This is a genomic window from Halalkalibacter sp. AB-rgal2 (assembly GCF_041821005.1).
Lineage (GTDB): Bacteria > Bacillota > Bacilli > Bacillales > Bacillaceae_D > Halalkalibacter.
The window spans coordinates 40,340-60,350 of sequence record NZ_JBGUAV010000028.1; the positions used below are offsets into that span (position 1 = coordinate 40,340).

Annotated in this window: 20 protein-coding genes; 17 read left to right on the plus strand and 3 right to left on the minus strand. The window is 39.4% G+C overall.

All coding sequences use genetic code 11. The features are described 5' to 3' along the window. The first annotated feature begins 272 nt into the window (after positions 1–272). The gene (locus ACERJO_RS17585; protein ID WP_247102953.1) at positions 273–2,045 is read left to right on the plus strand and encodes a cache domain-containing sensor histidine kinase; all 1,773 of its coding nucleotides are present in this window, start codon (positions 273–275) and stop codon (positions 2,043–2,045) included. Then, the gene (locus tag ACERJO_RS17590; RefSeq protein WP_247102958.1) at positions 2,023–2,766 is read left to right on the plus strand and encodes a response regulator transcription factor; all 744 of its coding nucleotides are present in this window, start codon (positions 2,023–2,025) and stop codon (positions 2,764–2,766) included. Before ACERJO_RS17585 ends, ACERJO_RS17590 begins: the two co-directional genes overlap by 23 nt. A 210-nt stretch (positions 2,767–2,976) precedes the next feature. Here the strand turns inward: ACERJO_RS17590 and ACERJO_RS17595 are convergent, their stop codons facing one another. Continuing rightward, positions 2,977–5,451 (minus strand): CotH kinase family protein, encoded by a 2,475-nt coding sequence (locus ACERJO_RS17595; RefSeq protein WP_373648338.1) that lies wholly within the window; start codon positions 5,449–5,451, stop codon positions 2,977–2,979. A gap of 150 nt (positions 5,452–5,601) precedes the next feature. On the opposite strand from ACERJO_RS17595, the gene ACERJO_RS17600 reads away from it, so the two are divergent. From ACERJO_RS17600 to csrA, 14 genes are all read left to right on the plus strand, one after another. Continuing rightward, positions 5,602–6,369: a polyphosphate polymerase domain-containing protein gene (locus ACERJO_RS17600; RefSeq protein ID WP_373648339.1), complete on the plus strand. Its 768-nt coding sequence runs from the start codon at positions 5,602–5,604 to the stop codon at positions 6,367–6,369. Continuing rightward, on the plus strand, positions 6,354–7,046 hold the full coding sequence (locus ACERJO_RS17605; protein WP_247102966.1) for a DUF4956 domain-containing protein: 693 nt from the start codon (positions 6,354–6,356) through the stop codon (positions 7,044–7,046). The genes ACERJO_RS17600 and ACERJO_RS17605 overlap by 16 nt, the downstream gene beginning before the upstream one ends. A 262-nt stretch (positions 7,047–7,308) precedes the next feature. After that, complete coding sequence (locus ACERJO_RS17610; RefSeq protein WP_247102968.1) at positions 7,309–8,310, plus strand: LacI family DNA-binding transcriptional regulator; 1,002 nt, start codon at positions 7,309–7,311, stop codon at positions 8,308–8,310. Between the two features lie 194 nt (positions 8,311–8,504). Beyond that, the gene (locus ACERJO_RS17615) at positions 8,505–9,230 is read left to right on the plus strand and encodes a ThuA domain-containing protein (protein ID WP_373648342.1); all 726 of its coding nucleotides are present in this window, start codon (positions 8,505–8,507) and stop codon (positions 9,228–9,230) included. Positions 9,231–9,260: 30 nt separating this feature from the next. After that, on the plus strand, positions 9,261–10,286 hold the full coding sequence (locus ACERJO_RS17620) for a Gfo/Idh/MocA family protein (protein ID WP_373648343.1): 1,026 nt from the start codon (positions 9,261–9,263) through the stop codon (positions 10,284–10,286). A gap of 1,240 nt (positions 10,287–11,526) precedes the next feature. Then, on the plus strand, positions 11,527–11,667 hold the full coding sequence (locus ACERJO_RS17625) for a hypothetical protein (RefSeq protein WP_373648344.1): 141 nt from the start codon (positions 11,527–11,529) through the stop codon (positions 11,665–11,667). A 143-nt stretch (positions 11,668–11,810) separates the two neighbouring features. Beyond that, the gene (locus ACERJO_RS17630; RefSeq protein ID WP_247102972.1) at positions 11,811–12,245 is read left to right on the plus strand and encodes a TIGR03826 family flagellar region protein; all 435 of its coding nucleotides are present in this window, start codon (positions 11,811–11,813) and stop codon (positions 12,243–12,245) included. A 275-nt stretch (positions 12,246–12,520) separates the two neighbouring features. Beyond that, on the plus strand, positions 12,521–12,778 hold the full coding sequence (gene flgM, locus ACERJO_RS17635; protein ID WP_247102983.1) for a flagellar biosynthesis anti-sigma factor FlgM: 258 nt from the start codon (positions 12,521–12,523) through the stop codon (positions 12,776–12,778). Between the two features lie 21 nt (positions 12,779–12,799). After that, a complete protein-coding gene (locus ACERJO_RS17640) occupies positions 12,800–13,294 on the plus strand; it encodes a flagellar protein FlgN (protein ID WP_373648345.1) in 495 nt (164 codons plus the stop codon). A gap of 21 nt (positions 13,295–13,315) precedes the next feature. After that, complete coding sequence (gene flgK / locus ACERJO_RS17645; protein ID WP_373648347.1) at positions 13,316–15,016, plus strand: flagellar hook-associated protein FlgK; 1,701 nt, start codon at positions 13,316–13,318, stop codon at positions 15,014–15,016. 99 nt (positions 15,017–15,115) lie between these two features. Beyond that, positions 15,116–16,291: a flagellar hook-associated protein FlgL gene (gene flgL / locus ACERJO_RS17650; RefSeq protein ID WP_373648349.1), complete on the plus strand. Its 1,176-nt coding sequence runs from the start codon at positions 15,116–15,118 to the stop codon at positions 16,289–16,291. Between the two features lie 21 nt (positions 16,292–16,312). Continuing rightward, on the plus strand, positions 16,313–16,894 hold the full coding sequence (locus ACERJO_RS17655) for a DUF6470 family protein (protein WP_373648351.1): 582 nt from the start codon (positions 16,313–16,315) through the stop codon (positions 16,892–16,894). A gap of 640 nt (positions 16,895–17,534) precedes the next feature. Further along, entirely contained in the window at positions 17,535–17,984 is a 450-nt protein-coding gene (gene fliW, locus ACERJO_RS17660; RefSeq protein ID WP_373648353.1) for a flagellar assembly protein FliW, read from the plus strand. Positions 17,985–17,986: 2 nt separating this feature from the next. Beyond that, positions 17,987–18,208: a carbon storage regulator CsrA gene (csrA, locus tag ACERJO_RS17665; RefSeq protein WP_247103008.1), complete on the plus strand. Its 222-nt coding sequence runs from the start codon at positions 17,987–17,989 to the stop codon at positions 18,206–18,208. A gap of 62 nt (positions 18,209–18,270) precedes the next feature. Here the strand turns inward: csrA and ACERJO_RS17670 are convergent, their stop codons facing one another. Both ACERJO_RS17670 and ACERJO_RS17675 read right to left on the minus strand, forming a co-directional pair. Then, positions 18,271–18,858 carry a hypothetical protein gene (locus tag ACERJO_RS17670; protein WP_373648354.1) on the minus strand — a complete coding sequence of 196 codons (588 nt, stop codon included), beginning with the start codon at positions 18,856–18,858 and terminating at the stop codon, positions 18,271–18,273. A gap of 35 nt (positions 18,859–18,893) precedes the next feature. Beyond that, positions 18,894–19,475 (minus strand): hypothetical protein, encoded by a 582-nt coding sequence (locus ACERJO_RS17675; RefSeq protein ID WP_373648355.1) that lies wholly within the window; start codon positions 19,473–19,475, stop codon positions 18,894–18,896. Positions 19,476–19,816: 341 nt separating this feature from the next. Here ACERJO_RS17675 and ACERJO_RS17680 point away from each other — a divergent pair. Further along, positions 19,817–20,011, plus strand: a 195-nt coding sequence (locus ACERJO_RS17680; protein ID WP_483867212.1) for a flagellin N-terminal helical domain-containing protein, incomplete at its 3' end; no start/stop codon positions are given.

A 20,011-nucleotide genomic window follows, 5' to 3' on the forward strand; every position in this document is an offset into this window, starting at 1 on the left:
AGAAGCCCAAAAGAACTGTTATGCATTCTTTTGGGTTCTCCTGTTTGACAGACGAGAATGGTGTATCGGATTCTCATTCTGCTAAATTGAATCATAACAAGCGATAGGAGAAGGAAGGGAGCTGTCATCCGTGAATCCGCTTAAACGAAAAGCTAACGGATCCAGATATAGTGAACTAGAAGAACGAGGAACCGAAAAATGAGCAAAGTAACTTTATTAAAGCAAATAGCGGAATTTGGAACCGCATAATAGTCAAAAAAGGAGGTTATCAAATGAGAATGAGCATCCGCAATAAATTAATTATTCTTTTATTACTCATTACGGTCATTCCATTTGGAAGCTCCCTTGTTGTGACGTTTATGTATACGAAGGAATCATTGAAGGATCAGGCGATTCAAGAAAACAAGCACCTACTCTACCAAGGGAAGGTGAACATGGAAACCTATTTGCGCGATCTAAGCTTTGGGATGATTGCCCTTTATAATAATAGTGACTTCATGAACTATTTACGCAAAAGTGAGGCCAATGATTATATCTCGCGTGGGGTTGTACACAATGTCATTAATACACTTTTGTATAGTGATGAAAGTGTTTTTCAAATTTCGATGTTTCTTGTAAATACTGGAGAACGCCTAACAGCATCAAGAAGATCTACTGTTGTATATACGTATGATATGGATGACATCGCCTTTTATGAAGAACAATTGATGAAAAGTAAATCGAACCTCTTTATTGAACCTCCTAATGAGGCGGGGCGTTTGACGATTCACCGCGCGTTTAAAGATATACCCTCTGATGACGATTTAGCGTTTATTACAATGGAAGTATTCATGGATAAAATCGATGAGCTTAGTCAATATTTGTATCATGAAGGGCAGGAGGAGCTTTATCTTTTTACAAAGGAAGGTGATCTGATCTTTCGGTCGACACCTGTGCATCCTGGAGAGGATTCAATAGTATGGATGGATGATTTACTGAATCGAGAAGAATTTAGTGGCACGATGGTATGGGAGGACGATTCCTTTGATGGGGTGATCGTCTATGACACATTAGCGGAGTCAGCAGGTGGCTGGGTGCTTGCGAAAAGAATTCCTTCACCGACGTTATATGAAAGTGCGTATGGTGTGGCGATGATCAATATTTTCTTCGGATTAATCGGCTTATCGCTTGTCATCATGGCGACGCTCTTTGTCTCCTTCAAAATTACATCGCCGATTCGTGTACTCGTCCAAAATATTAAGCAAATTGAAGCTGGAAATATGAAGGCACAATTCGGTTCTCTCGGAAATGATGAAATTGGTGTACTTGGGGAACGGTTCAAATCAATGATTGCAAAAATTAACACGCTCATCAATCGTGAATATAAGCTCGAATTAGAAAATAAAACGAACCAATTAAAAGTGCTTCATTCGCAGGTGAATCCGCATTTCCTCTATAATACGTTACAATCGATTGGGACGACCGCGTTGAAGAAGCAAGTGCCTGAAGTGTATACATCGTTGACAGAGTTATCACATATTATGCGTTATAGCATGAATATGGAGGAAGATGTTGTTAGCCTTGAGCAGGAATTAAATTATACGAAAGCTTATTTGCTTTTGCAGAAGCAACGCTTTGATGATAGCTTTCATTATCAGGTTGATGTTGCAGGTGAGGTCATGTCGTGGCGTGTGCCGAAAATGATTTTGCAACCGATTATTGAAAATTACTTTAAGCACGGCTTTGATACGAGAGATCGAGTCGGTGCACTTATGATCGAAGGGTTTGAGGAAGAAGATAAGCTGACATTGAAGGTGTCTGATAATGGAGCGGGCATCTCAGAGGAGCGATTGACAGAAATTTGTTCCTATATTTATTCGAACCAAAAGCCTGAGGATGATGGTTCAAACATCGGCTTGAAAAACATTTATGCACGATTGCAGTTATATTATGGAGGAAGAGCAGAGTTGATGTTGGAAAATCTCGCTGAAGGTGGTTTTGTTGTGAAGATACGACTTCCAAAGGAAATAGAGGGGTGGCAATATGAAAGCGATGATCGTCGATGATGAGAAGCATGTTCGCGAAGGCTTACGCTTACTGGCGGAATGGGAACGTTTTGGCATAAAGACGGTGCTTGAGGCTGAAGATGGAGAAGAAGCGATGCAGCTTATCGCGAAGGAGCGCCCGCAAATCATCTTTACGGATATGCGTATGCCGAAAAAGGATGGTGTTGCTTTAATGAAATGGTTGTACACCTCCAATTGGAAGGCGAAAACGATTGTCGTGAGTGGATACGATGACTTTCGGTATTTAAAGGAAACGATTACGTACCAAGGGTTCGATTATCTTCTTAAACCGATTAACCCGCCTGAATTGAATGAAACGTTGCAGCGAGCGGTTTCGGCTTGGAATGAGCAATATGGTGATGATTTGAAAACATTCATTGACGAATCAAATTATCAAAAGGAGCCTAGCACAGTTCACACGATTGCTGACTACCTTCGTAAGCATTATAAGGAAGAGTTGAAGCTTCAGGATATCGCTGATCGTTTTTATTTAAGCCGCGAGTATATATCACGCCGTTTTAAGCAAGAATATCAGCAAACAATTACCGACTTTATCATTGAGATTCGGATGAAAAAAGCGAAGGAGCTGCTACGTAACCCCGATTTGAAAATTTACGAAATTGCTGATGCTGTCGGGTATCCTAACGATAAATATTTTGCTAAACTCTTTAAAAAGCAGGAAGGAATGAGCCCGAAGGAGTATAGGCAGCAGAATAGATAGATGTGCGAGTGGTGATGTAAGAGGGAGGAGAGGTGGCAGGTTGGCAAATTGTGTCGGTAAATGTCAGGTGAGCGTTTTCATAAAAAAATGAAGCGCTTTCAATGATGTAACGCTCACTCCAGAGATGAAAGTGAGCGTTTTCACCAATAAATAGAGCGCTTTAAATAAGGTTCTTAAAAAGACTCCCTTACTTGAAGGAGTCTCTTTATTTCATTCAAATATAGCTTCGATTAATAGATCCTCAGTTAATCTAGTTGTTATTTCTGGTGATTCCTCAGCGTCATAGCCACTCCAATTTATAAATTCATAACCGGGCTTGGCTTCAGCTTTGATTACGATCGGAACATCATTAAAATATTGTCCATCCCATTGACTATTAGGTTCATCACCTTGTGTTTCTTCAGGAACAGGTAATGTATTAACGGTAATGGTTCCCTTTTCATGCTCGAATGAGATCGTTAATGTCGATGTGCTACCTAACTCAAAGTGATTAACGAGCTGTTGGCGGAGAATATCAGGCCGTGCATGAGCAAATTCTCTCATTACATCGACATTGTCTTCCCACTCACTAGTTGAACGAGGAATTCCCCAACGATTAATATGATTTGCTATTTCAGGTTCAATCGTGGATTGAAGCTCGTCAATCGTTTTGATAACATGCTCTGGCAAAAAGGCTGAATTTAGTAAATCAGCTACTTGATTGATAAATCGATGTTTGATGTCTTCATTTTCCATTAAAGCTCTAAATAAAACATTGGGCCACTCTTCATCATGTCGAGGGTTTAAATGTGATGTCACCATTTCAATTGTATTGTGATGAACACTTTCGTAACCAAGTGAACGGTCAACATCATACAAAAACCAGCGCCAACGTCCATCTAGCTTATCATTCGTTTCATTAAAAGGATTTTCATAACGCCAAAAGCTAATGTTATTATGTGGCCAATCTGAGTTCGCATTATACACTTGAATAGCGTAATAAAGTAAATAGTTGTCAATGTCCATTTGACTTTCGACAAAGCCTATATGTTCGGCTTCACTAAGGTCATTCTCTTGCACATAGTCGATCAATTTCTCATACTCTTTCTGACCATCTGCAGACCCATCTGAGAGAGTGCCTCTTCCGTCTAGAATCGTGAAGCCTTCTCGATTTTCCCCATAATGAGTTTCCAAATAATGAGCATCATGACGATCGCGAATATTATGAATGCCCCAATACTCACCATTTAAAAAAAGCACAGTAGGTTGAAAGCTTTGATAATCAATATCTAAATGAGAGACTAATGATTGCATCGCACCATCACGAAACATCGTGATACCCCAATCATTCCCGGAGTTTCGAAGCAATAAACGATTAAAGTCATCAAGCTCTTTATCAGCGAAAAAAGAATACGAAAAACGGCTTGTCCCATAATCACTACGAGAATAAAGACGAAGAGACTTTTGCGCAAAACGTCGTGTGTAACCACCGTGAATACGAACGCCGGCGTCTTGTGACAGAACGTTCTCACCATGAACATCAAAATATTCGACATGAACGGGGCGCTCCCAGTCAACGCCCCTTTGATAATAATTTCCACGGTTATGCATTCCCTCTTCAAAGTGACCTCCTGGCACATAAATTCCTGTATCATGACTGAAAAAGTGATCAGCATTCGTCGAAAGTGAGAAAACAGGCAGTGAATAGTCTAGTCCAACAAAGTAGGTTTGTGTGGAAATACCACTCATATTTCCATTCTCATCAACTAACATAGCTCGCACTACGGTACCTTTATCAACATTTGATTGAGGTTCGATCCACAACCGTAGCCGAGGGTCCGTTTCAAAGTCAGAAAAATTCATGAAATTAGTAGGTATTGTAGAAATCGAGTTCTCTTCACCTGTACGATTAGTTAATTGGATTGGTTCAATATATTCAAACGTTTGCTCATTATTCATTGGATCAGGTTCTGAACCATCTAACGTGTAATAAATCGTTAACTCTTCTACAGGGCTAAGTAACTCTAAAGAAAGTTCCTCGTCATAAAAACCGTTCGGGTGTGAGAAAATGACCTGTTCCTCATTTTCAGCTATGCTACCGTCTAAAGAGAAATCTGTATCTTCAATTAAATGGAAATAATGATCAATAACTGAAAAATCTTGAATTGGATTTCCTTGTAAATAGAGTCGCTCTGTTAAATGCGATAACTCAGAAAGCGGAGTTAAATCGGAAATATGATTATTTCGTGCGTTTAAATCGGTCAAGTGCTCTAAGCTAGAAAGTGGCGAAATATCATAGATGCTATTATCACGAATGTTTAACTCAATTAAATGAGGCAAATGACTCAAGCTTTCTATGTCTTTAATCTTATTACCTCGTACATTTAATTCTTCAAGTTGAGGAAGTTGTTCTAATGGTGATAAATCAACAATCTCGTTATCTCTTAAATCAAGATGCTTTAATGATGTGAAATATTCTATCCCTTCAATCGATGAAATACCAGCGTTTCGAAGTTCTAACGCTTCAATCGTTTCCAATTGATTAGGACGTATTTCACCTTGTGGCAGTTGAAGCTCTTCTCGAATCGCTTCTTCAAAGCTAGATGGTTGAAGAATAGATCCAGGAGCTATCTGAAATGCTCCGAGCCAGATCGCAGCAATGATCAGCATTGCTAAAATAAGTGAAAAGGTCTTTCTTTGATTCATTTCTTTCTCCTTTAATGTAGTAGTTTACATAATTAATTGTTTAAAATACACATAAATTCCTTTATAATGTTCTTTTGGGGATGAGTTAGTATTATGATAACATATTTTTCTATTATTTTATGACTGTGTCTTGTAACTGGGGGGGTTATTTTGGCAGGAGAAATTTTTAGTCGTTATGAGTTGAAATATTTAATTCCATATTCAATGTACGAAGAAATAGCTATTAAGTTAACGGAATATATGAATTATGATCAATATGGAGATGAACAAGGGCGCTATACGATTATTAGTTTATATTTTGATTCAAGAGATAAAAAAATTTACTATGAAACGCGTAATAAAGCGCGCTTCAGGCAGAAGCTTAGGTTAAGAATTTATAACGGTGCATCGATTGATGATCAAGCTTACTTTGAGGTGAAGAAAAAGTATAAACAGAGAGTTAACAAACGAAGAACGAGTATTCAATTACGAAGTGCCTATGAATACATTGCTGGAGAAGCAAATGCTGATCATTTAAAAGGTGTTTCAAATCAACAAATTTTCCGGGAAATAGATGATTTCCGACAGTTATATCACTTACAGCCAGAAAATATAGTGAGCTATGATCGTCAAGCATTTACAGGTATAAAAGATAAGGATTTAAGAGTGACCTTCGACTATAATTTGCGTTGTCGTAATGACGACTTACATATTGAAAAAGGGCCACATGGACATCTGTTTGTCGATAAAGATTTAGTTATTATGGAAGTGAAAGTCGATCATAGTGTACCTTTATGGCTATCACGCCTGTTAAGTGAGTTTGAATGTCCAAAGAAGAGCGTCTCGAAGTTTTGTACAAGTGCGGACATTTTAGAAGAAGTTCAAGAGAAAGTTGAGATTCCAAATTTAAAAAGGAGTTTGAAATGGAAACATTTTTAGATTTATTGACACAACAAGAAATGACAACTCAATCGACATTAATAGATGGGTTGTTAGCAGTCTTGTTAAGCTTTATACTCGCGTTAATCATTACACAAGTATATAAAAGAACGTACAATGGCCGTCAATATTCACAATCATTTGTGCACACTGTTATTATTATGGGTGTCGTTGTTTCTGTCATCATGATTGTCATTGGTAATAATATAGCAGTAGCATTTGGATTAGTAGGGGCTTTTTCAATTATACGATTTCGAAGTGCCATGAGCGACCCGAAGGATATTGCTTTTATCTTCTTCGCAATGGCAGCGGGGATAGCATGTGGCTTAGGCTTTTATTTATTAGCGATTGCTTTTACATTAACTTTAAGTGCATTAATTGTGTTGCTTTTTGTATTTGATTATGGAAAAGATGAAAAAGGTCAGCATCGCACTTTGAAGGTGACCATTCCAGAGAATTTACAATATGAGGGCGTATTTGATGATATTTTTGAACAATTCACGGATGAAAATCAATTGAAACGTGTGCAAACGACTAATTTAGGGACTATGATTGAATTAGAATATGATATTATCGTTAAAACTGGATTAAAAGACAAAGATTTAATGGACTCTATTCGAGAGAGGAATGCTAATTTGAAAATATCGATTAATTATGCCCCTCAAACAAATGATTAGAGTGAAAACGACAGGCGTGATGCTTGTCGTTTTTGACCGCCTATGTCATATGACGTTTCCAATTAAAATTGAAGCGTTTATACTGGAATAACACACACACTCGCGACTGAAGTGAGCTCTTACATCGATATTTGGAGCGCTTTCACGAGTATCTCCCCTCTATCAAAAATCTTCTCACTTTCACTATTGTCATCTTACGTATTATCCAGTAAAATAAAAGACATAGGTAATGAGAAAGCGTTACCACATGAGAGGAGGGGCTATGGCGACAATTGAGGATGTAGCGAAACTAGCTGGGTTGTCTCGGTCGACGGTTTCTCGTGTGATTAACAACCATCCATATGTCACCGAAAAAAAGCGGCAGCTCGTATATGATGCGATGCGGCAGCTAGAGTATCATCCGAACTCTTCGGCACAACGGTTACGCACTCAGAAAACGAATACGATTGCTGTATTAGTACCACGTCTTACGAATCCGTTCTTTCCATTATTAGTGGAAGGTCTTGAAGAGGTTGCAGTCGAAAATGGCTTTCAATTACTCATTTGCCAGACGCAAGCGAACGAAGAGAAGGAATTAAGCTTCTTGCATATGTTAACGACAAAGCAAGTAGATGGGCTAATCTTTACCTCGATTGAAAATGAATGGTCTACGGTTGAGCCTTATATGCAAAGTGGTCCAATGGTGCTTTGTAATGAGTATAAGTCAGAAGCGAACGTGTCGATTGTTCGTCTTGACCAAGTGAAGGGAAGCTATTTGGGGACACAATACCTAATTGACAAAGGACATAAGGCGATTGCGTATTGTGGTGCAACAAATAGTGAGCTTGGTCGTGATCGCGAAAAAGGGTTTATTCAAGCGTTAGCAGAAGCTGGATTATCCCTGAAGAAGGAATGGTATTTTGACAATCTTTACAGCATTGATTGTGGGAAGCGAGTGCTACGTACCATTTTGGCAATGGATTCGAATGAACGACCAACTGCGGTTTTTACCGGTAGTGATGAGGTTGCTGCTGGTATCATGAAGGAAGCACGGCAAAAAGGACTATCGATACCAAAGGATATAGCAGTTATTGGTTTTGATGATCAACCGATTGCCGAATTACTTGAGCCGTCATTAACGACGATCCGCCAACCGACGAAGGATATGGGGAGACGGACGATGGAAGTGATGCTGTCGATGCTTGCGAATGAGCAGATGAAACACCCATATGAACGAAAGATTGTTGAATTACCTATTGAATTGATTAAGAGGGAATCAGTATAGTGGTTGTGAGAACGATCTCATATCTTGTGAAATGCACTTATCTTGATAGGACATGATTGGATGAAAGAGTTACTGCTTTCATCCAACCTTAAAGCCGTAGGATCATGTAAGGAAAGCGTTTCAAGGACTCTTTATGGGATCGATTTCATCTCGCTATTTTGATAGAGTTGACTATCAAGAAGGAGGAATAAGTAATGACAACAAGAGTAACGGTATGGAATGAAAACCGCCATGAAAACAAGAACCCAGTCGTTCGTGATATTTACCCAGAAGGAATTCACGGGGCAATCGCGAATGCATTAAAAGGTGCAGGCTATGATACGAAAACGGCAACGTTAGATGAGCCTGAGCATGGTTTGACAGATGATGTTCTAAACGAGACAGACGTTCTAATTTGGTGGGGACACCTTGCTCATGATGAAGTCGCTGACGAGGTAGTTGAAAATGTGAAAAAGCGGGTTCTAGAGGGGATGGGGTTAATTGTTCTCCATTCAGGCCATTTTTCAAAAATTTTCAAAAGTTTAATGGGGACATCATGTGATTTAAAATGGCGTGAAGCAGATGATAAGGAGCGACTATGGGTTGTTGATCCGAGTCACCCGATTGTTAAAGGAGTGGGTGAATACATCGAGCTTGAAAAAGAAGAAATGTACGGGGAACATTTTGATATCCCAGCACCAGACCAGCTCGTATTCGTTAGTTGGTTTGAAGGCGGAGAGGTATTCCGTAGTGGCTGCACATATCAGCGAGGTAACGGGAAGATCTTTTATTTCCGTCCAGGGCATGAAACGTATCCAACGTATCACAATGAACAAATTCAACGTGTTATTAGTAATGCTGTTGAATGGGCAGCGCCAGTTGGGCGTGAGTATCCTCAATACGGTAATGCAAAGCCGTTAGAGGCGATCAAGAAAAAATAATTTCTTTAAAAATTGGGAGGAGAATGTCAAATGAGTAAAGTAAAAGTTGGAGTCATTGGTTGTGGGAGCATTGCAAAATATCGTCACATTCCAGAGTATGCGAACAATAAGCAAGTAGAAATTGTTGCGGTTTGTGATGTAATCGAAGAGCGTGTGAAAGAATTTGCTGAACAGTATGAAGCAAAAGCATACACGAGTTATGAAGAATTACTTGCGAATGATGAAATTGATGCAGTAAGCGTCTGCTTACCGAATGCTCTACATGCACCAGTGTCGATTGCTGCATTAGAGGCTGGAAAGCACGTGCTATGTGAAAAGCCAATGGCAACATCAAAGGAAGAAGGAGAAGCGATGATTGCCGCGGCGCAGAAAAGCGGGAAGAAATTGATGATTGGACATAACCAACGCTTTGTTCCTTCACACCAGAAGGCGCGTGAGATGATTGCCAACGGTGAACTAGGAAAAATTTATAGCTTCCGTACGGCATTCGGTCACGGTGGACCAGAAGGCTGGAGTGTGGACGGTAAGGACAGCTGGTTCTTCCGCAAAGAAGATGCCTTCATTGGTGCAATGGGAGACTTAGGTGTTCACAAAACAGATGTGATTCGTTATGTTCTTGGTGAAGAAATGACAGAAGTTGGAGCCTTTGTTGAAACGGGCGCAAAGGATAACTCGGATGTAGATGATAATGCAGTATGTGTGTTAAAAACAGAAAGTGGGATCATTGGTACTCTTGCAGCGAGCTGGTCTTACGTACCGAAAGAAGACAATTCAACGATTATTTATGGTGAAAAAGGAATCGTTCGTTTAGAGGATGATCCAGTGAACTCGATGGTTGTTCAATATAAGACAGGTGAAGTGGTGAAATATGAGCTTGGTGGCATTCAAACGAATGAATCAGGCGGTCAAACGAGCTCACAAGTGATTGATCACTTCATTGATGCAATCACAAATGATACAGAGCCTTTAATTACGGGTGAAGAAGGATTGAAATCATTAGAGGTCGTTCTTGCTGCACTTGAATCAAGTGAAACGAAGAAAATTACATCACTATAAGATGTAGGCATTGAATAAGGGCACTGAAAAAGTTTGGTTTTCAACTTTTTCGGTGCCTTTGATTTAGAAGATAAGTATTGCAGGAGAGGGATGCAAAGGTCACGTGCTCTCTCCGGTTCATCATTCCGCTATTTAAGTTAAATAAGTCCAAAAGGAGCCATTAAAGCCAAAATAGCGGAATGAGGACTACATTTGTTGGTTGGCACTGTGCAAGTAGGTTCGCAAAAGCTGTCGTCTGTCGTCCACGCTTGATTCACGCACTTAAGAAAAAGACGCTAAGGCGGTTTTCATAAAAACTAAGAAAGTATAGATTCAAGGAAGACATGTGAGGAGACCGAAGAAGCAAGTGAGATCATTCAATGAAGAGCGTCGGCTTCGCTCATTACACCATATTCTGAAAAAAGTCCACTTTCAGAATAACTTAAACCCGTTGTGATGGCTCCGCACAACGCAATTAAGAAAAGACGCTGTCGCGTTTTTCTTATACCAAACGAAACGGAACCTCATTCCATTAAAAGAAAGAATTACTTCGTTTAAGCATATGAAGGGGAACGTCATTCCGTTAATGAGCCAAAAAAAGAGAAAAGTGAAGCGAAAATGGTCAAATAGCGGAATGAGGTTCCGAAAAGATAGTCTGAAACGGTCTGATAAAGGAAATAACGGAATGAGGTTCCATCAAGGAGGTTTTCAGTGATCGCATAAAAAAACTCCACGTTATTTCCTTGTAGCCATTTGTGTAGTACATCTTTTAAAAAGTCTTGTGGGGAGTGATTTTTTCTCCACAAGACACGTGCGAACGGAGTCATGGCCATACTTCTTGAGATAATTTTTTGAACACGCTCTTATAGAATCAGAATGAATAGCTATCGCTGAAGTAATGCTAGGGAAGGATCGAGGATGGCGTCGGCTTCGCTCGTTACACCATATTCTGAAAAAAGTCCACTTTCAGAATAACTTAAACCCGTTGTGATGGCTCCGCACAACGCATTAAGAAAAGAATGTCCTGCATAGAAGGCGAGTTTTAACGACTATGCAGATCAATTTCATCAAAAAGGTGGGATGAAATATGAATCAGTTACGCATTGGCGTAATCGGGGCTGGTGGGATTGCTCAGGATCGACATATTCCAGCATTAGCAACATGAAGCGACTGCACAATCCGTGCAGCGAAGCACGGACTTCTCCTTAATAGTCAATCATACTATACCCCTGGTTAAACAAATACAGGAGTGGCTCAGCGAATGAATTTTCTCAGAGCATGTCAAGGGAAAGAGGAGTTAGTTGTGAAACCAGAACAAGCCGCACAGGTGACGCAAATTATTGATGCCATTTATCGAAGTAGTGAAATTGGAAAGAGTGTAGAGCTGTTACAAAGTGATTGAGATTAGGAAGTAGGCCCTAGTCTTAGTCGCTTTTTTCTTGGTTGGAATCTTTTAGTTGTTCAAAAAAAGACAAAATACTCAAAAATTCGATATTTTCAGCCGATATTTCATGTATACTAGTCCTTAAGAGAGAGGTGAGGCTAATGAAGGACGTCATGAATTGTCCGAAGTGTGGAGCTATTTTTGTTAAGGCATTTCGCCCTATTTGCTCGAATTGCTATCGAGAACAGGAAGCAAACTTTGAAAAGGTATCAAAGTTTTTACGAAAAAAACAAAATCGAACGGCATCGGTCCAAGAAGTGCATGCCAAGACAGATGTGCCTCTTGAATTAATTCACCAATTCGTCCGTGAAGGTCGTATATTACGAAGTCATTTTCCTAACTTAGGTTATCCATGCGAGTCATGTGGAAATGAAATTCAACAAGGGCGCATTTGTGATCATTGTCGGGATAATATTACTGACGGTCTTGATTCCGTGAAGAAAACGGAACAACTTAAAGAGCAAATAGCAGATCATGAACGAGAACGGGTTCACACGTACACCACATTACAAGATCGAATTGAGAAAAAATATTAACAAATCATATAAACGTGCCGATATATACAATGATATAGTCGGTACGTTTTTTTTGTTATAGAATAAGAATTTATACGATTCGAGGAAGACATGTGGGAAAGCATAGAGGGTGCTTGCAAATTCAAAGGGGAGCGTCGGCTTCGCACGCCACTTTAAAGAAAAGAAGCTGTCGCATTTTTCTTATATGATAAAGTACATGTCGTCTAAAATAGCAACTAAGTTATAATTGAAATAGAACGTACAAAAGTAGTTTGAACTAAAAAAGAGGTGTAACGATGAAGGTCAACCCGTACCAATCCATTCAACAGAATGTATATAAAAAACAAGTTGATAAGGTCGGAAAAGAGGCAAATTCAAATAAGAAGCAAGATGAAGTACAAATTTCTCGAGAGGCGTTGCAAATGCAACAAGAGACACAAGATCCAGAACGTTTGAAGAAAGTAGAAGCGTTAAAGGAACAGATCGAATCAGGTGAATATAAGGTAGATCCGAAGGCCGTTGCTGCGACCTTTTATGATTATTGGAATCAATAAATATAGAGGAGAGATTAAGCTATGTCGTTAAAGGCTCTCATTCAACTAATGGAACGTTTAGAAGAAATCCAACAACAATTATTGATGATTGCAATACAAAAGGTGGAGCCGTTAAAAAAGGGAGATATGAAGGTAGTTGAAACGCTCGTACGAGAAGAGTCTAAATGGATACATCAGCTTGAAATGGTAGAAACATTAAGAACAAAAAAAATAAGTGATTATGTACAAGAACAAGGAATCGAAAGTAATGGTGCACGAATGGTTGATTTGTTACCTTATGCGAGTGAAGATGAGCAACTAAGAATGATTGAAATTCAGCAATCTTTAACTGACGTAACGGCACAACTAAAGCAGCAAAATGAATTTAATCAACAGTTAATAGAAGAATCGCTTAAATTAGTAAGGGTTTCACTTGACTTAATGATTCCGATGAAGGAAGACATCAGTTATAGTCCGGACGAAAAGCAAGAATCTCCGCTTGGTTCAGGACATTCAATATTTGATTCTAAAGCATAAGGTTAGGGAGGAAGAAAAACAATGACATCAACCTTTCATGGGCTTGAAACTGCTCGCCGAGCGATGATGACACAGCAATACGCACTTCAAACAGTAGGTCACAACATAGCAAATGCGAATACGGTAGGATATACGAGACAAAGAGTGAACCTCACTCCTACAGAGCCTTATCCGAATGCAGGAATGAATGCGCCGCGTATTCCTGGACATATCGGAACTGGGGTGAAGGCAGGCTCCATCCAACGAGTTCGCGATCAATTTATCGATGTACAATTTCGTAATGAATATAATAAATTTGGTTATTGGGATACTCGCTATAAATCGTTAGAGAAAGTAGAAGATATTTTAAATGAGCCTTCTAATGAAGGGTTAAACAACCAAATTGATGAATTTTGGAAAGCGTTGCAAGAGTTATCACTTGATCCTAGTGATTCAGGTGCTCGTCGAGTTGTCCAACAGCAAGCGGTTGCGGTTGCAGAAACGTTCAATCATGTTCATGATTCCCTGACGAAAATCCAAAATGATTATAAAAATGAAATTGAAGTGACTGAAAAGAATATCAATACATTATTAAATGAACTAGACAATATTAATCAGCAAATTCGTGAAACAGAGCCACATGGCTATGTGACGAATGATTTATATGACCAACAGGACAATATTTTGGACCAGCTCTCTCAAATGATGAACATTAAAGTAACTCGTGAGAAAAGTGGGGGGAATGCCAATTCTGTAGCGGAAGGTGCCGTGACGGTCACACTTATTAATGATTCTGGACAGCCTATGACCGATGCAAATGGAGACCCTATTGTTCTTGTTGATGGTACGGGAGAATCAGCACATAAGTCATTAGCGGTTGAGTTCGATGAGGATAACCCTTTTGTAAGTGGCTTTACATTCCTAGACGAAGACGGGGAAGTAGCCGTTGATATTGACCTTGACTCGATGCCAAGAGGTGTGATGAAAGGCTTGATTCAAGCTTATGGCTATGGAGATGATGCCGATAGTGTTCAAGGTGTTCTTCCTGATATGATTAGTGAAATCAATGAAATGGCATTGGTCTTTGCGACTGAAATTAATAACGTTCATCAAATTGGATTTACTAAGCCTGACATCAATGGAAATGTTGAATTAGGTGGTTTGTTCTTTGATTTATCTGCGATGGACGGTGGAGCAGGTGCTGCTAGTGCAATTACAATTCATGATAATATCAAAAATTTAGATAATATTGCTGCTTCAGGCGTAAGTCTTGATCATATTGTTGATGGGCAGAAAGAAGTATATCAAGACCTTTTAAATGCCGATCGAGATGAAGATTATTATGATAATATTCGTAGCTTCTTAGAGGATGGCTCGAACTTTGTTAATGGACAGCCTGTTGCTTATGAAGGCGATGCTACAAATGCGAGCCGTCTTGCAGATATTAAAGATGCGGCACTTGCATTTGGCGATAGTTCGACAACGATCGGAAGCTTCTATCAATCAGTGATTGGTGATATGGCTGTTAATACGTCAGAAGCGAAGAGTATGCGCGATAACTCAGAAGGATTGATGCACAGCGTCGGCTATCATCGAGATGCGATTAGTAGTGTGTCTTTAGATGAGGAAATGACCCTATTAATTCAATTCCAGCATGCATATAATGCGGCAGCGCGGAACATAACGACGATCGATGAAATGTTAGACCGAATCATTAATGGCATGGGTATTGTTGGGAGATAAGATAAGGTAGGATAAGGCCTCTCAGGTAGAAAGATGGCACCAAAAAAGTTAGAAACTAAACTTTTTCAGGACCCTTATAAGAAGGGAAGGAGTTTTCGTATGCGAGTCACACAATCAATGTTAACGAATAATACATTACGATATATTAATCAAGGCTATAACCAAATGGCGCGGTTACAGGATCAGCTCGTCACAGGTAAAAAGATTACTCGTCCTTCACAAGACCCCGTTGTGGCAATGAAAGGGATGCGCTATCGTACAGAGGTGACAGAAATTGAGCAGTTCAAACGAAACATGGGTGATGCTCATAACTGGTTAGAAACAGCAGATTCAGCACTTGATCAAGCGAACCAAGTGATGCAACGAATTCGTGAGCTAGGAACGCAAGCTTCAAACGACTCTTATGATGCATCAGAGCGAGCTAACATTGCTAAGGAGATCACGCAGCTGAGAGAACACCTCCAATCAATTGCGAATACGAAGAATAGTAATAAATATATTTTCAATGGGACAAATACAATGAATCCACCTGTGATTGATATGGAAGAGATGATGTATTTGCCTGATGATTTGTTAAATGGAACGATTGATCCAGAAGAAGCGGATCTTGTCTATAATGGCCAAGTTTATCGTTACGTCGGTGAAGAAGATGGCGAACAAATATATCAAGATGTCAGACAAACAGAGCCGGCATTTGGTGACCCAGAATTTGAGGACGGGGCGTTTCGATTAACAGTAGATGGTGATGGAACGGTGAGACACATTAGACCGAATCCTGCCGATGGTGGTGACCCGACTATTAGCAAAACGTTAAGAACGAACGATGTTGTTGTCGCTAATCGCCAAGCTGTGTCATTTAATACACAAAATATTGATATTGAATTAACAAAAGGTGTGAAAATACCGGTTAATGTCAACCCTGGTGAAGTGTTTAATAACGCTATCTTTGGAGATATTATTCGATTAGAACGTGCTCTACAAGATGAGTCTGTTACGGGTGATGAACTGACTTCTTATATTGATAATATGTTTGGACATGTTGACACAATTGTGTCGGTACAAGCAGAAGTGGGTGCTCGGGTAAATCGACTTGAAATGATGGAAAATCGTATGCTAGATCAGGAAATTACGGCAAAGAGGATTATGTCGGATAATGAAGATGCAGATATTGAAATGGTCATTATGGAGCTGATGATGCAAGAGAATGTCCATATGGCTGCCCTTGCTTCTGGATCTAGAATTATTCAGCGATCACTAGTCGATTTCCTACGTTAATGGTGTAAGGAGAGGGTATAGATGCAGCTTGCTCAATTAAATATCTATCAAACCTTCGCACAAACAGGTCTGCAAACGAGACAGCCAACGATGAGTATTAGGCAGCATCATGCAGACTTACGAATTCAACAAGAGCATGTGAACCTTGTTGAAATTAGTACAACAGGACAACGGCTATTTATTGATCAAACAGAGGCATTTGCCGATGCTAATTTAAAAAGTCCTCTTCGTCACAGTCTAGAATTTTACAGTTCAACTAAGCAAAAAACGATGCAATATATTGCCAAAATGGCACGAGAAGGCGAGCAATTAAAACGAATTGATCGAAATGTCGATGCCATTAGTTCAATTGCGAAACAAAACTATGGACCATCACATCCTAGAGTCAACATTGCTTATATGCCTTCTTCAATGTCAAAAGTAGCGATCGATTACAAGCCAAGCGAAGTACATTATCATGTTAGGAAAAGTGAACCGACGATTCAAGTCACACGTAGAGAACCCGATATTGATATTCCGCGTTGGGAAGCAAACGTCTACTTACAACAGAAGAACGCGATTGCATTTGAAGCGACCGGTGCAGCTATTGACCGGAATTTATAGAGAGTGCTTCAAAGGTTACAACACCTTTGAAACATTCTCTTTTTTTACAGGATAAGAATGTATTAAATTAGATGAAGCGAATGTGAGACAAGCATAGTTGATGTCGGCACACTTTAAGAAAGTATAAAAATCGAGGGGGACATGTGAGAAGAACCGAAGAAGTGAGCGGGATCATTCAACTAAGAGTGTTGGATTCGCTCGTTCCACGTTCTACTTTCAGAACAACTAAAAACCGTTGTAACTCGCACAACGCTATTAAGAAAAGTCGCAAACGCTTTTTATCTTATGTGAACCGGAACGGAACCTCATTCCGTTAAAAGGAAGAAATACGTCGTTTAAGCGTATGAATGGGAACGTCATTCCGCTATTGAGCAAAAAAAGAGAAAAGTGAAGCACAAATGGTCAAATAGCGGAATGAGGTTCCGAAAAGGTAGTCTGAAGTGGTTTGATCAAGGAAATAACGGAATGAGGTTCCATCAAGGAGGTTGTATGTGAACTTACACCAACAAAGCCTCCACGCAACTTTTGACTGCCTCTGAATGTTCGATGTTTCAGCTTGATGAAACGAGTTCGCTTGTATGATACACTAACGACAGTTGTGAGAATGAATGAAAGTAAAGCGAATAATGAGGTGTGAACAATGAAAATTAAAACAAAATACATTGGTGAGATTGATGTGAAAGACGAACAAATCATTACATTCCCCACAGGAATCCCAGCATTTGACGATGAAACGTCTTTTGTCCTTCATCCATTTGACGAGCAATCGCCCTTTCTTGTTTTGCAATCAACGAAATCAGTCGAGATCGCCTTTATCCTTGTTAATCCATTCGATTTTGTTCCAAATTATGAGGTGAAGCTCCAAGAATCTACCAAGGAACAATTGAACATTGAAAAACCAGAAGAAGTCTCAACGTATGTTCTGTTAACGGTGAAAGAACCGTTCGCAGAAACGACAGCTAATCTTCAAGGTCCCATTATTATTAACGTCCGTACAAACAAAGCAAAGCAAATTTTGATGAGTGACAGCAGCTATACGACGAAGCACCAAATTTTTAAACAAGCTACTAAAGCCGGGAAGGGGGAGTAACAATGCTTGTACTCTCTCGTAAAGTCAACGAAGCGCTAAAAATTGGCGACGATATTGAAATTAAAGTCCTTTCCATTGACGGAGACCAAGTGAAAATAGGCATTGACGCCCCGAGACACGTGGAAATTCACCGCAAGGAAGTGTATATCCAAATCCAAGAAGAAAACCAAGCTGCGGTACAAACAGTGTCACTTGATGTGTTGAAGGGGTTTGGGAAGAAATAATAAGGCACTCGTTACTTATAAGGGCAGTGAAAACCAAACGTTTTCACTGCCCTTACTACGTCTTATTCATTCTTTTCGCAATAATCCCCTAAATTCCCTAAGTATGTTGCTTGATTCCATTTCGTAATTAAATCCCCCTCCGCTAGTTGCCCTAACCAATCATAAAATGGTGTTTGCCACGTTTCCTGTTGTTCTCTTGCTTGAAGGAAATACCTTGATAAATAGTTATGTATATCATCAGGTATGGAACAAACACGTAAGTGGCGATATACGATTTTTGCGTGATCGTTCACATCTAAGCGCATAAAGGCGATTAGACGGTGAGCGATCCATTTGTCGACAAAGAGCTCATCCACTTTTGAAGAAGGATTTAGTGGATAGCTGTAGACAAAGCTATCCTTTTCTTTGCCAATTTTGAAAAGGGGAATGAGAAAATGCTCTGTTTTTGTCTTCTTTTCATAGACGGCAACTTCAATTGGAGAGTGATAAAGAACGTCTTCCTCCCTTTTTGACAAACCTTCTTCATATAATTGAATGATCGAATAAGGCTCATTCTTAATTCCAACGAGACTGATCGTGTGATTCACAAATTCTGGGGGAATGTTACTATTGTCCAAACAAATATGTTGATTTACCTGTTCGATTTGCATACATAAGCCTCCGTGTTGATAATAAAAAAGCTGGATTAAGCGTATAAATCTCCATGAACATAGGCAGAGTGCCAAAGTTCTACATTTGAATGATAGTTGACAAACTCCGAAGCATTTTGTTGTTTTTTGGCGAATTCATTTTCTCTTAATTCGACAAAACGTTCGATAACTCGAATAAACGAATGTCGAACGCGATTCGGTATAACCATAAATCGGAAGGATTGAAACAGAGGAGGTCCTTCATCGTTAGCCACTGATTCGTTGGCTGTATGGCTCACAATGATTAAGTCGCATCTCACTAATTTCATAAGAAACCGATCGAGATCTTCTACCGATTTCGGAATAAAATGATAGAATTTCGCCTCGGAGGCTTGACCGATTTTTAACAGGAAAATGAGACTCTCTTTATCATTGTGATGCTGCTCACCTAGATGAATGCCTAATTCGACATTTCCCTTTCTCACCTCTTGAAGCTGCTGTTCGTTTAATTGATTATCATAAAGAGTCACTAATGCAACGGTATCGCGAGGACTTTCAATCGAAAAGGACCCCTGTTCAACCTCGTGTAAAGTCGGTTGTTTTATATGAAGATACGGATTAACCTTTTGAACTAACACACAACCACCTCTGCAACTTATTTACTATGCAATATATCATACAAATGATAAAAAATCATAAAAAATTAAAAATATGGAAAAAGAGTGAGAAGGAAAAGAACGATAATTAAAGGTTGGGGGACTTTTATTAACTATTTTTCTTCTTGATTTTATATATGTCAAAATACTCATGAAAAAAGAACCAAAAAAATTTAAAAACTATTAAACTTTTCTAAAGGAAATGCCGATATAATTATAGAGTGTGAAGCAAGAAGGGTTTAATTGATTTTTCTTGTGGACCTCTAATACTTAACCAACCACAAGGACGTGGACGGTAACACAATTCAAGGAGGAATTTCATAATGATTATTAACAACAATTTACCTGCAATGAATGCACACCGTCAGCTTGGTGTAAACCAATTTGCTGGTGCGCAAGCTCAAGAAAAACTATCTTCAGGTCTTCGTATTAACCGTGCTGGTGACGATGCTGCTGGACTTGCAATCTCTGAAAAAATGCGTGCGCAAATCCGTGGTTTAGACCAAGCTAGCCGTAAT